The sequence below is a fragment of the Streptomyces sp. NPDC003035 genome, from assembly GCF_042888285.1.
Classification (GTDB): Bacteria; Actinomycetota; Actinomycetes; order Streptomycetales; family Streptomycetaceae; genus Streptomyces.
In genome coordinates this window covers 251,099-264,230 of the sequence record NZ_JBIAPJ010000001.1, presented here as the reverse complement: position 1 = coordinate 264,230, position 13,132 = coordinate 251,099, and the positions used below count along the sequence as shown (strand labels likewise).

General features: G+C 70.0%; 9 protein-coding genes. 8 read left to right on the top strand and 1 reads right to left on the bottom strand.

What is annotated here, in order from left to right:
- Positions 1-38: 38 nt before the first annotated feature.
- The gene (gene hemE, locus ACFYV5_RS01095) at positions 39-1,115 is read right to left on the bottom strand and encodes a uroporphyrinogen decarboxylase (protein WP_389162825.1); all 1,077 of its coding nucleotides are present in this window, start codon (positions 1,113-1,115) and stop codon (positions 39-41) included.
- 91 nt (positions 1,116-1,206) lie between these two features.
- On the opposite strand from hemE, the gene ACFYV5_RS01090 reads away from it, so the two are divergent.
- From ACFYV5_RS01090 to ACFYV5_RS01055, 8 genes are all read left to right on the top strand, one after another.
- The gene (locus tag ACFYV5_RS01090; RefSeq protein ID WP_355106392.1) at positions 1,207-1,899 is read left to right on the top strand and encodes a DUF3000 domain-containing protein; all 693 of its coding nucleotides are present in this window, start codon (positions 1,207-1,209) and stop codon (positions 1,897-1,899) included.
- Positions 1,900-2,181: 282 nt separating this feature from the next.
- The gene (locus ACFYV5_RS01085) at positions 2,182-2,847 is read left to right on the top strand and encodes a response regulator transcription factor (RefSeq protein WP_355106390.1); all 666 of its coding nucleotides are present in this window, start codon (positions 2,182-2,184) and stop codon (positions 2,845-2,847) included.
- Positions 2,848-3,073: 226 nt separating this feature from the next.
- Entirely contained in the window at positions 3,074-4,360 is a 1,287-nt protein-coding gene (locus tag ACFYV5_RS01080; RefSeq protein ID WP_389162822.1) for an HRDC domain-containing protein, read from the top strand.
- Positions 4,361-4,656: 296 nt separating this feature from the next.
- Positions 4,657-5,871 (top strand): thiolase family protein, encoded by a 1,215-nt coding sequence (locus tag ACFYV5_RS01075; protein WP_389162820.1) that lies wholly within the window; start codon positions 4,657-4,659, stop codon positions 5,869-5,871.
- Complete coding sequence (locus ACFYV5_RS01070) at positions 5,868-8,006, top strand: 3-hydroxyacyl-CoA dehydrogenase NAD-binding domain-containing protein (RefSeq protein WP_389162818.1); 2,139 nt, start codon at positions 5,868-5,870, stop codon at positions 8,004-8,006. The genes ACFYV5_RS01075 and ACFYV5_RS01070 overlap by 4 nt, the downstream gene beginning before the upstream one ends.
- A 148-nt stretch (positions 8,007-8,154) precedes the next feature.
- Complete coding sequence (locus ACFYV5_RS01065; RefSeq protein ID WP_389162815.1) at positions 8,155-9,216, top strand: signaling protein; 1,062 nt, start codon at positions 8,155-8,157, stop codon at positions 9,214-9,216.
- Positions 9,217-9,506: 290 nt separating this feature from the next.
- The gene (locus ACFYV5_RS01060) at positions 9,507-11,546 is read left to right on the top strand and encodes a hypothetical protein (protein WP_355106380.1); all 2,040 of its coding nucleotides are present in this window, start codon (positions 9,507-9,509) and stop codon (positions 11,544-11,546) included.
- A 64-nt stretch (positions 11,547-11,610) separates the two neighbouring features.
- Positions 11,611-13,110, top strand: coding sequence for a D-ribitol-5-phosphate cytidylyltransferase (locus ACFYV5_RS01055; protein ID WP_389162813.1), 1,500 nt, complete (start codon positions 11,611-11,613; stop codon positions 13,108-13,110).
- Positions 13,111-13,132: the final 22 nt, after the last annotated feature.

The following is a 13,132-nucleotide window of genomic DNA, read 5'->3' as shown; positions in this document are numbered from 1 at the left end:
GGTGGCGGGCCGGAGCCGTGCCGTGGGTGTGAGCGGCGTCAGACGGCCGTCTTCGTGTGGACGTACTCCACCAGGCGCGTCAGCGCGTCCGGGTCGGTCGTCGGCAGCACGCCGTGGCCCAGGTTGAAGACGTGTCCCTCGAGGTCCTTCGCGGCGGCCAGGACCTCGTCCGTCTTGGCCTCCACGGCCTCCCGCGAGGAGAACAGCACGGCGGGGTCCAGGTTGCCCTGGAGCGCCTTGCCGGGTCCGACGCGGCGGACGGCCTCGTCCAGCGGGACGCGCCAGTCGACGCCGACCACGTCCGCGCCCGCCTCGCCCATGAGGCCGAGCAGCTCCCCCGTACCGACACCGAAGTGGATCCGCGGGACGCCGTACGAGGCGACCGCGTCGAAGACCTTCGTGGAGGCGGGCATCACCGAGCGGCGGTAGTCGGCCGGGGCCAGGGCGCCCACCCAGGAGTCGAAGAGCTGGACGGCGGAGACGCCGGCCTCGATCTGGACCTTGAGGAAGGCCGAGGTGATCCCGGCGAGGCGGTCGAGCAGATCGGCCCACAGCTGCGGGTCGCCGTACATCAGCGCCTTGGTGTGCTCGTGGTTACGGGACGGACCGCCCTCCACGAGGTAGCTCGCGAGGGTGAAAGGCGCGCCCGCGAAACCGATGAGCGGGGTGGACCCCAGCTCGCCGGTGAGCATCCCGATGGCCTCGGTGACGTAGTGGACGTCCTCGGGGGTCAGGTCGCGCAGCCGGTCGAGGTCGGCGCGGGTGCGGATCGGGTCGGCGACGACCGGGCCGACGCCCGGCTTGATGTCGAGGTCGATGCCGATGGCCTTGAGCGGGACGACGATGTCGCTGAAGAAGATCGCCGCGTCCACCTTGTGGCGGCGCACGGGCTGCAGCGTGATCTCGGTGACCAGCTCGGGCCGCATGCAGGACTCGAGCATCGGGATGCCCTCGCGGACCTTCAGGTACTCGGGGAGGGAGCGCCCGGCCTGTCGCATGAACCAGACGGGGGTGTGCGGCACGGGCTCGCGCCGGCATGCCTTGAGGAACGCGGAGTCGTGCGTCCGCGACTGCTGCTTCGTCTGCTGGCCCACGGGGCTGTCATTGGCACTCACGACCAGAATCTTCGCATGTGGCGGGAAGCCGCTCGCCCGGGCCGGGTGTCCCTCCCTGCGCGAGGCCCCCGTTCCGCCTACTCTTCCCCGCATGGCTGCGGCTCAGGGACATTTTTCCGATCATTCCGACGGCGACGAAGGAGCGGGCGACACGGCGGGCACCAGGGAGACGGACCCGGTGCCGCCCGCTTTCCGGCGGGCGGTCGAGGCACTGCGTTCGGCCCGGCTGCGGCCGGAGGTCGAGATCGATCCGACCCGGCCGCCGCAGCGGCTCGCTCCGCACGCGTACGCCCTGGAGGCGGCCGTCGTCGACGGCGAGGAGGACCTGGCCGACGGTCGTCTGATCCTGCTGCACGATCCGGCCGGGCACGATGCCTGGAAGGGGACGTTCCGGCTGGTGACGCTGGTCCGGGCGGAGCTGGAGCCCGAGATGGCGTCGGACCCCCTCCTGCCGGAGGTCTGCTGGTCGTGGCTGACCGGCGCGCTGGAGGCGCGCGGTCTGGGGTACGGAGAGGCGAGCGGTACGGTCACGCAGGCGGGCTCCTACTACTTCGGGGGGCTCGCGGAGCGCCGTCCCGCGACCCAGATCGAGATCCGGGCCTCGTGGACGCCGCAGGAGGGCCTGGGGGGCGTACCGGACACCGGGGCGCATCTGGCCGCCTGGTGCGATCTGCTCTGCCAGATCGCGGGGCTGCCGCCGTCGACGCCCGATCCGGGGGCGGGCACGACCACGGGCGCGGGGGTCGTCTCGCTGCCCCAGCGCAGGGGTCCGCAGCAGCCTTGACGCGGGGGGCCCAGCAGCTACGGGGGCAGGGGTCCGCAGCGGCCTCGGGACAGGGGTCCGCAGCGGCCACGGCGGTGCCCGCGGAGGCGGCCGGATGGAGGCTCACTCGTAGGATGATCGATCACCCGTCCGAATTGCCCGAATTGTTACTCACCAAATCGTGATCTTTCCCTAAAGGCGGGCGGCCGAGCTGCCGAAGGACTCATTGACCCCTTCACCGCACGGGTCGCCCCCGGCTTCTTCCCCGAGCCGGCTCCGTCCCGCATCTCCCCAGGAGGCCGTGTGTCCGTTCTCCTCGAGCAGCCCGCAAGCCTGGTCGCCTACCGACCGAACAAGCCGACCGCCATGGTCGTCGTGGCCGACCCGCGCGTCCGCTCCACCGTCACCCGCCACCTGTGGGCCCTTGGAGTACGCGACGTCATCGAGGCGTCCTCCATCGCGGAGGCCCGCCCTCGAGTCGGCAACCCCCGCGACATCTGCGTGGCCGACGTCCACCTCCCCGACGGCAGTGGCCTCACGCTGCTGTCCGAGACCCGCGCGGCGGGCTGGCCCAACGGCCTCGCCCTCTCCGCGGCCGACGACATCGGCGCCGTGCGCAACGCACTGGCCGGTGGCGTCAAGGGCTACGTCGTCACCGGTACCCGTACGAACATCGGGCATCCCATCCGCCCCGGCGCCGCCCCCATCGGCGCCGCGGCCGCCCGTCTCGGCCACCGCCGCCCCCCGGGTGCCCCGAGCCACCCGGGCGGCTACCGCGAACTCTCCGGCCGCGAGGTCGAGGTGCTCCGGCTGGTCGCCGAGGGTCAGTCGAACAAGGCCATCGGCGTCTCGATGGGCCTGTCCGCGCTGACCGTGAAGAGCCACCTCGCCCGGATCGCGCGCAAGCTCGGCACCGGGGACCGGGCCGGCATGGTCGCGGTGGCCCTGCGCACCGGGATCATCCACTGAGCGCTCCGCCGGGTCTCCCACCCGGTTGACGAACGATCGGCGCCTGTCGACGGAACGTTCCGCCGTTCCGTCGGCAGGCGCTTGCCGTTCACCACGTCCACAAGGCACATGCGGCCCGGAAATGCCCTGTGGCGTCGGATGTAGCGAGAATTGTTTCCGCAGGTCAGCCTCCTTGTCACCGTGCAAGCGCAGGTCCGCCGCTTGCACGGGCAGATACCCTTGACACGTGACCGACGCCCAAGAGACCGCAGCAGACACAGCACTGCGAACCACCGGGGGCGCTCCCCCGGACGACGACGTCCCTGCGAACGGGCTGCCGATCCCCTTGCTGGAGCCCCGCGAGGGCGTTCCGCCCGTCGTCGCGACCGATGAAGCCCTCGCCGAAGTGATCGCCGCCTTCGCCGCCGGTCGCGGTCCGGTCGCCGTCGACGCCGAGCGCGCCTCCGGCTACCGCTACGGACAGCGCGCCTACCTCGTCCAGCTGCGCCGCGAAGGCGCGGGCACCGCGCTCGTCGACCCCGTGGGCTGCCCCGATCTGTCCGGACTCGGTGAGGCGCTCGCCGGGACCGAGTGGATCCTGCACGCGGCGACCCAGGACCTGCCGTGCCTGCGGGACATAGGCATGATGCCGACCCGGCTGTTCGACACCGAGCTGGCCGGCCGGCTCGCGGGCTTCCCGCGGGTCGGACTCGGGGCGATGGTCGAGTCCGTCCTCGGCTTCGCCCTGGAGAAGGGGCACTCCGCGGTGGACTGGTCCACCCGCCCGCTGCCCGACCCCTGGCTCCGGTACGCCGCGCTGGACGTCGAGCTCCTCGTCGACCTGCGTGACGCACTGGAGAAGGAGCTCGACCGGCAGGGCAAGCTGGAGTGGGCCCACCAGGAGTTCGACGCCATCGCCTCGGCCCCGCCCGCGCCCCCGCGCCAGGACCCGTGGCGCCGGACCTCCGGCATGCACAAGGTGCGGCGCCGGCGCCAGATGGCCGTCGTACGGGAGCTGTGGACGGCCCGTGACCGGATCGCCCAGCGGCGCGACGTCTCGCCCGGCAAGGTGCTCAGCGACGCGGCGATCGTGGAGGCGGCGCTCGCGGTGCCCCCGAACGTCGCGGCGCTGACCGCGCTGCCGGGCTTCGGGCACCGCATGGGCCGGCGCCAGCTGGAGCAGTGGCAGGCGGCCGTGGACCGTGCGAAGGCCATCCCGGACAACGAGCTCCCCCAGCCCGGCCAGCCGGTCGCGGGCCCCCCGCCGCCGCGCGCCTGGGCGGACAAGGACCCGGCGGCGGCCGCGCGCCTGTCGGCGGCCCGCGCGGCGGTCTCGGCCCTCGCGGAGGAGCTGAACCTCCCCCAGGAGAACCTGATCACCCCGGACACGGTCCGCCGCGTCTGCTGGGAGCCGCCGACGGCGACCCCGGACGCGGTCGCGGCCGCGCTGAGCGGTTACGGCGCACGGCCGTGGCAGGTCGAGCTGGTGACTCCGCTGCTGGTCCTGGCACTGACGGCGACGGCGACGGCCTGACCCGTACGACGGCCTGACCGATACGACGGGCGACGAGGTCGCGACGAGGACGGGGTCCTCACTCCATGGGGGTGAGGACCCCGTCCTCGTCCCGGCCCCCCGGGCGGACCCGATCGGGCGGGCGCGCTCGGGGGCGCACACCAGCTCGGTCGGTCACCGGAAAGTGTGACCTTCGCCGCTCCGGCCCCTGGGGCTGGGCAGCCTGGTTACCCACAAGTAGCATGGGTGGAGCAAGCGCGCGCTTAGGCGTGCGCCGCAGCAGTGCAGTGCCATCCCGCACCTGGAGGAGAGCCATCGTGCCTCGTACCGTCAGGGACGTCGTCTTCGTCGACGGCGTCCGCACCCCGTTCGGCAAGGCGGGCCCGAAGGGCATCTACCACGAGACCCGCGCCGACGATCTCGTCGTGAAGGCCATCCGGGAGCTGCTGCGCCGCAACCCCGGCCTCGACCCCGCGAAGATCGACGAGGTCGCCATCGCCGCGACCACGCAGATCGGTGACCAGGGTCTGACCCTCGGCCGTACCGCCGGCATCCTCGCCGGTCTGCCGCAGTCCGTCCCGGGCTACTCCATCGACCGCATGTGCGCCGGCGCGCTGACCGCCGTCACCTCGGTCGCCGGCTCCATCGCGTTCGGCGCGTACGACGCCGTCATCGCCGGTGGTGTCGAGCACATGGGCCGCCACCCCATGGGCGAGGGCGTCGACCCGAACCCGCGCTTCGTGTCGGAGAAGCTCGTCGACGAGTCCGCCCTGTTCATGGGCATGACCGCCGAGAACCTGCACGACCGCTACCCGAGCATCACCAAGCAGCGCGCCGACGAGTACGCCGTGCGCTCGCAGGAGAAGGCCGCCAAGGCGTACGCCGACGGCAAGATCCAGCAGGACCTGGTCCCGATCTCGGTCCGCCGCACCTCCCCCGAGGCCGGCGAGACCGGCTGGGGCCTGGTCACCGCCGACGAGCCGATGCGCCCGGGCACCACCCTGGAGTCGCTGGCGAACCTGAAGACGCCGTTCCGCGTCCACGGCAACGTCACCGCCGGCAACGCGGCCGGTCTCAACGACGGCGCCACCGCCTCGATCATCGCCTCCGAGGACTTCGCCCGCGAGAACGACCTCCCGGTGAAGATGCGCCTCGTCTCGTACGCCTTCGCCGGCGTCGAGCCCGAGGTCATGGGCTACGGCCCGATCCCGGCCACCGAGAAGGCGCTCGCCCAGGCGGGTCTGTCCATCGAGGACATCGGCCTCTTCGAGATCAACGAGGCCTTCGCCGTCCAGGTGCTGGCCTTCCTCGAGCACTACGGCATCGCCGACGACGACGCCCGCGTCAACCAGTACGGCGGCGCCATCGCCTACGGTCACCCGCTCGCCTCCTCCGGCGTCCGTCTCATGACGCAGCTGGCTCGCCAGTTCGAGGAGAACCCGCAGGTCCGTTACGGCCTCAACACGATGTGCGTCGGCTTCGGCATGGGCGCCACCGTCATCTGGGAGAACCCCCACTGGGAGGGCAAGTGAGCACCACCGCTGAGCTTTTGAAGGGTGCGGCCGAGCTGTTCCCGGACGAGGTCGTCACCAGTGCCCACGTACGGCACTTCGAACTGCCCGCAGGTGCGGGCCGGTTCGCGCTGATCACGCTGGACAACGGCTTCGACCACACCAAGCCGACCACCTTCGGCCCGCAGTCGCTGGCCAACCTCAACCTGGCCATCGACCAGGTCGAGAAGGAGGCGGCCGAGGGCGCCATCGTCGGTGTCGGCATCACCGGCAAGCCGTTCATCTTCGCCGTCGGCGCCGACCTCAAGGGCGTCGAGCTGCTGAAGCGCCACGAGGACGCGCTCGCCATCGGCAAGGGCGGCCACGACGTCTTCAAGCGCCTCTCCGCGCTCGCCGTGCCGACCTTCGCGTACTACAACGGCGCGGCGATGGGCGGCGGTGTCGAGGTCGGTCTGCACTGCACCTACCGCACCGTCTCCAAGGCCCTGCCGGCCTTCTCGCTGCCCGAGGTCTTCCTCGGTCTGGTCCCCGGCTGGGGCGGCTGCGCGATCCTGCCGAACCTGATCGGCGCCGACAAGGCCGTCTCGGTCATCATCGAGAACTCGCTGAACCAGAACCGTCAGCTCAAGGGCGCGCAGGTCTTCGAGCTCGGCATCGCCGACGCGATCTTCGAGGGCGCGGACTTCCTGGAGCAGTCGCTGATCTGGACGGCCTCCGTCCTGAACGGCACCGTGACGGTCGAGCGTCCGGAGATCGACCGCGGTGAGGGCTGGGACCAGGCCGTCGCCAAGGGCCGGTTCATCGCCGACTCCAAGGTGCACGGTGCGGCCCCGGCCGCGTACCGCGCCCTGGACATCATCGAGGCGGCCAAGGACGGCGACCTGCAGAAGGGCTTCGACGCCGAGGACCAGGCCCTCGCGGACCTGATCATGGGTGGCGAGCTGCGCTCCGGCATCTACGCCTTCAACCTGGTGCAGAAGCGCGCCAAGCGCCCGGCCGGTGCCCCGGACAAGTCGCTGGCCCGTCCGGTCACCAAGGTCGGTGTCGTCGGCGCCGGTCTGATGGCCTCGCAGCTGGCCCTGCTCTTCCTGCGCCGCTTGGAGGTGCCGGTCGTCCTGACCGACATCGACCAGGAGCGCGTCGACAAGGGTGTGGGCTACGTCCACGCCGAGATCGAGAAGCTGCTCGGCAAGGGCCGGATCAACCAGGACAAGGCCAACCGTCTCAAGGGCCTGGTCTCCGGTGTCCTGGACAAGGCCGAGGGCTTCGCGGACGCGGACTTCATCATCGAGGCCGTGTTCGAGGAGATGTCCGTCAAGCAGAAGGTGTTCGCGGAGGTCGAGGCGGTCGCCCCGGCGCACGCGATCCTCGCCACCAACACCTCCTCGCTGTCGGTGTCGGAGATGGCCTCCAAGCTCCAGCACCCGGAGCGCGTGGTCGGCTTCCACTTCTTCAACCCGGTCGCGATCCTCCCGCTCCTGGAGATCGTGCGCGGCGAGCAGACGGACGACGCCTCCCTCGCCACCGCGTTCGGTGTCGCGAAGAAGCTGAAGAAGACCGCGGTCCTCACCAAGGACGCCCCGGCGTTCGTCGTGAACCGCATCCTGACCCGCTTCATGGGCGAGATCCAGAACGTCATCGACGAGGGCACCTCGGTCGAGACCGCGGAGAAGGCCATCGAGCCGCTCGGCCTGCCGATGTCGCCGCTGGTGCTCCTGGAGCTGGTCGGCCCGGCGATCGGTCTGCACGTCTCGGAGACCCTGAACCGCGCCTTCCCGGAGCGCTTCACCGTCTCGCCGAACCTCAAGCGGGTCGTCGAGGCCGGCAAGCGGGGCTTCTATGTCTACTCCGCCGAGAACAACTTCAAGCCGGAGCTGGACCCCGAGGTCGCCGCGCTGCTCCAGCAGGGCGACTCCGTCCTGACGGAGGAGCAGGTCCGCGACCGTGTCCTGGACGCGGTGGCGCAGGAGATCGGCCTGATGCTGGAGGAGGGTGTCGTCGCGGAGGCGCAGGACATCGACCTCTGCCTGATCACGGGCGCGGGCTGGCCCTTCCACCTGGGCGGCATCACGCCGTACCTGGACCGTGAGGGCGTCTCCCAGCGGGTGAACGGCAAGCCGTTCCTCCCGCAGGGTGTGGCGAGCGTCCCGGCGTAACGCCGCTTGGACCGTACCGGGTGCCCGTCCCTTCCGAGGGGCGGGCACCCGTCTTTCTGTGCGCGGGACCGCCGTGCGCCGGACCGTGATCATGGGATGAGAGGATGGGTGGTTCCCCCGTTCCCTCCCGAGGAGGTTCCCCGCCCTCATGGCGACTCACGGCCCGCGCTTCAGCCGCAGGACTCTGCTCGTCACCGGCGGGACCGCCGCGGTGTCCCTGACGGTGGGCGGCCTGGCGGGAATGGCCCTGGGCGGCGACGGGCGCGACGCGGACATGCGGCCCTCGCAGCCGGTCGGGGCGTTCGACATCGGCCGGGTCTCCCGGTTGTGGTCGCCGACGCCGTTGCACGAGACCACCGGTCCCCAGTCGTTCGCCTTCGACGACGTCCGGCAGCATGTGTACGCGCTCCAGCTGGTCCAGGGCGGTCTGCGACTGCCCGGCGAGGACGAACCGGTGGACACCGAGACGCGGAAGCGCGCCGGAGACATGTGCGTCACCCGGTACTCACGTTCCGGAGAACAGCTCGGCCACATGTATCTGCGCGGCTTCGGACACGGCATCTCGCTGGGTGTGGAGCCGGAGGACGGCGAGGTCTGGCTGTGGGTGGAGTCGCGAGCACACCCCAAGACGGGTTACGGACGCTCGGTGGCCCGGGTGCGCTTCCGCGACGGGTCGGTCCTGGACAGCGACGACCGCTCGGTCGCGCACCATCGGCCGGCGCCGCCGGACAGTACGCGGGTGCATCCGGCTCTGGACCTGACCACCGGGAGGGTTCTCGTGAGCTACCTGGACGGAGACGACGAGCACCGCTATTCCGTGCACCGGATGCGGGACGTACTCGCGGGGGACCGCGCACCCCTCCGGGACTTCCCTGTCCCGACCGCCCTGGAAGGCGAGACCTTCCAGGGCTGCGCGCTCCACGGGAATTACGTCTATCACTTCACCGGAAATGCCTACAGCAAATCCTCCGGGAAAAACCCACGGGCCGCCGGCGGAAATACCTTCGTCTCCGCCATCGACCTGAAGACGGGGTATATCGCCGGCCGGACGCTGGTGACGGTCGATCCCGACCTTTCCTTCCGAGAACCCGAGGGCATAGCTGTACGAATCGCCCCGGATCCGCTTTTGTGCGTCGGATTCTCGGTCAAATCCACCGACCGCCGGAACCTCGCCCTCTACGGTTTCGAACTCAGGCCACCGGCACGGTGAGTGAGGGTCCGATCACCAGAAGCAAGGGTTGTGCGCGGAACGACCACGCTTCCGAAACCGTTCGATAACTATTCCATAAACAGAGGTGTCGTCTTCACCTGAGGTCCATTCCCGGTACATCCGACCGTGACGCACGCATATACTTCTCGAACACTTCACAGTGTCTGCACGGGTCGAATGTCACGCCCCACCGTGGCGCAGTTTCGGCGCAGAGTGACGCGCGTCACGCACACCGCGACGCGTGTCCGTCAATCGGCGCGCCAGCCATGGCAAGGAGGGGCCGCACGGCCATGGGCAAACAGCAACGTCAAGCATTTCTGGGTGTCCTCATCTCGAGCGCCCTGGTGCTGAGCTTCCTCGGGATGATGGCCGCGGTCGTGATCCCCTCGCTGACCGTCTTCGCCGCGTCGGCCGCCGTCAGCTACCTCGCGGACATGCTGCTGCACAGCGCCCAGTCGACCACCCTGGACCGGCTCCGGGACTCGCGCTTCGGCCTGACCATCCGCTTCATCATCCGGCAGTTCCTGCTGCTCGCGCTCTGCGGCTCGATCGCGGACATCGACTCGTTCGTCGTCCAGCTGGCCTCGGTCGGGCTTCTGCTGCTGTTCGCGCTCCAGCTGGCCTACGGCGCGCTCCTCAAGCACGTCCGCAAGAAGCGCCAGGAACTGCCGTACACCACGCGCGGGCTCGACATGGAGTCCCTCGGCATCCGGCGCATGCCCCATCCGTTCCTGATGGAGAAGCACGTCCGCAAGACGCTGCACCTGGACATCCCGCTGTTCGCCGGCGCGCTCGGCACGATGGCCACCGACAACTGGCGGTACGTCACCTACGGCGGCATCCTCTCCGTCTCGGTGGCGTATCTGGCGCTCCTGGTCCTGCTGCCCGGCGCCCGGAACGCGCTGATCCTCCCGTCCGCCGACCAGGCCATCGACGAACTCAACGACGAGCTCGCCCGCTACCGTCCGCAGGTCGCCCTGTACTTCACCTTCGCCGCGATCTCCCGGGACTTCATGTACCAGGTGAACATGTGGCTCGAAGCGCTGGAGTCGATGGACCTGCGCCCCATCATCGTGCTGCGCGAGCGGGCCACGCTGCGTTTCCTGGACGCCACGTCCGTACCGGTCGTCTGTGTCCCGAAGGCCGAGTACCTGGCACGGGTCGAGATGCCCGAGCTCCGGGTCACGCTCTACCCCGGCAACGCCGGCAAGAACGTGCACATGCTCCAGCGCCACGACGTCAAGCACGTCTTCATCGGTCACGGTGACAGCGACAAGGCGGCCAGCAGCAACCGCGTCAGCAAGGTCTTCGACGAGATCTGGGTGGCGGGCCGCGCCGGACGGGACCGCTACGAGCGCATCAAGCACGCGGTACGGCCCGAGCAGATCGTCGAGGTCGGCCGGCCCCAGCTGATGTCGCTGCGCCGTTGGACGGGCTCGGTCGACAACGAGATACCCACGGTCATCTATGCCCCCACGTGGGAGGGCTGGACCGACGACGCCTGCTACACCTCGGTCATCCCGGCCGGCGAGAAGCTCATCCAGAACCTGCTCTCCTACGAGCGTCCGCTGCGGATCATCTACAAGCCGCACCCCCTCACCGGCTCCCGGTCGCCCGCGGCGGCCGCCGCGCACCGGCGCGTCATCGCGCTCCTCCAGGAGGACAACGCGCGCCGGTTCGGCCGGAAGATCCTCGACTCGAAGACCGCGGCCCGCAAGCTGGAGCGGATCGACAAGAAGCTCGCGCTGCTCCAGGAGCGCGGTGTGCGGTCCCGGTACCCCGACCTCACCGAGGCGGAGCGAACGCTCCGGATCCGCAAGCTCCGTGAGCAGGCCGGCACGCTCTACTGGGACTCCCTGCCGGTGGACGCGCACCATGTCGTGACCGACAGGATCCCCACGCTGTACGACTGCTTCAACCACTCGGACCTGCTCATCGGTGACATGTCGAGCGTCGTCTCGGACTTCGTGGCGACCCGCAAGCCGTACGCGATCTTCAACCTCGAGGGCCTGCCGGACGACGTGTTCCGCAACGAGCAGCGCACCGCGTACGCCTCGTACCTCCTCGACACCGACTGCAACGGCCTCCAGACGGCCCTGGACGCCATGTTCTCGCTGGACCAGGACGTCATGGCCCCGTACCGGGAACAGCTCAAGGACTATCTCCTCGGGACGGACCAGCCGCCGTCCTCCTACCGCTTCGCCAAGGCCGCGAACGACCTCTACCGGCGGGGGCTGCGGGACTTCCCCATCGAGTACCCCGAGCGGCCCGAGTTCCCGCAGCAGCCGGGTCCGCACCCGTCGGAACAGCAGCCGCGACAGCACGCCTGACGCCTCCGGTGCCCGACACCCCGCAGGCAGCAGTCCCTCACTCTTTCCAGGAAGCAGGAAGATCTTGACCACGCGCGCCACCCGTCGCCGTACTGTCGCAGTTGTCCTCGCCGGTGGCACCGGGCAGCGCATCGGGCTCTCCATCCCGAAGCAGCTTCTGAAGATCGCGGGAAAGCCCATCCTGGAGCACACCCTGCACATCTTCGAGAACGCCCCGGACATCGACGACGTCATCGTCCTGATGACGCCGAGTCATGTGGCCGAGGCGGAGCAGATCGTCGCCAGGAGCGGGCTGCGCAAGGTGTCCCGGGTGCTCGCCGGAGGCAGCACCCGCAGCGAGACGACGACGATCGCGATCCAGGCGGTGTCCGAGGAGCTCGAGGGCGACGAGGACTGCAACCTGCTGTTCCACGACGCGGTACGTCCGCTGCTCTCCCCGCGCGTGGTCAAGGAATGCGTGACGGCGCTCGAGCGCTACTCGGCCGTCGACGTGGCCATCCCGTCGTCCGACACCATCATCGTCACGCGGACGCACGGCGCCGACGGCGAGTTCATCACCGAGGTGCCCGACCGCTCCCGGCTCCGGCGCGGCCAGACTCCTCAGGGTTTCCGGCTCTCCACGATCCGCGACGCCTACGAGCGGGCGGCCGCCGATCCCTTCTTCCAGGCCACCGACGACTGCTCGGTCGTCGTGAAGTACCTCCCCGACGTGCCCGTCCATGTCGTTCTGGGCGACGAGTACAACATGAAGGTCACCCAGCCCGTCGACGTCTTCATCGCCGACAAGCTGTTCCAGCTGGCCTCGACGATGGCTCCCGCCCACAGCGGCGACGAGTTCTACCGGGAGCGGCTGGCGGGCAAGACCCTGCTCGTGTTCGGCGGCTCCTACGGCATCGGGGCCGACATCGCGCGGATCGCCGAGGGGTACGGTGCCCGGGTCCACGCCCTCGGACGCTCCACCACCGGCACCCATGTGGAGAACCCCGACCACGTGGACGAGGCGCTCGCCACGGCGTACGCCGAGACCGGCCGTATCGACTTCGTCGTCAACACCGCGGGTGTCCTGCGGGTCGGCCGGCTCCACGAGACGGACAACGCGACCGTCCGGGAGGCGCTCGAGGTGAACTACCTGGCACCGGTGAACATCGCCCGCGCCTCCTACAAGTACCTGGCGGAGACCAACGGCCAGCTGCTGCTGTTCACCTCCAGCAGCTACACCCGCGGACGCGCCGAGTACAGCCTGTACTCCTCGACCAAGGCGGCCATGGTGAACCTCACCCAGGCCCTGTCGGACGAGTGGGCCGAGGACGGCATCCGGGTGAACTGTGTGAATCCCGAGCGGACCGCCACCCCGATGCGGACGAAGGCGTTCGGGCAGGAGCCGGCCGGTTCGCTGCTCTCCTCCGAGGAGGTCGCGCGCAGCTCTCTGGACGTCCTGCTCTCCGGCATGACCGGTCATGTGATCGACGTACGGCGCCAGGACCCGACGGCGGCGGCCCCGGCCTCGGCCTTCGAGTCGGCACTGACGCAGGTGCTGACCAGCTCCGAGAGCCCGGCCCTCTGAGCTGCTCCCGCCCTCCTCGTCC

Excerpts from the sequence above, each read along its gene's own strand:
- ACFYV5_RS01090 (WP_355106392.1), top strand. The coding sequence starts at position 1,207 with ATGGCTGCGGCTCAGGGACATTTTTCCGATCATTCCGACGGCGACGAA.
- ACFYV5_RS01065 (WP_389162815.1), top strand. The coding sequence starts at position 8,155 with ATGGCGACTCACGGCCCGCGCTTCAGCCGCAGGACTCTGCTCGTCACC.
- ACFYV5_RS01060 (WP_355106380.1), top strand. The coding sequence starts at position 9,507 with ATGGGCAAACAGCAACGTCAAGCATTTCTGGGTGTCCTCATCTCGAGC.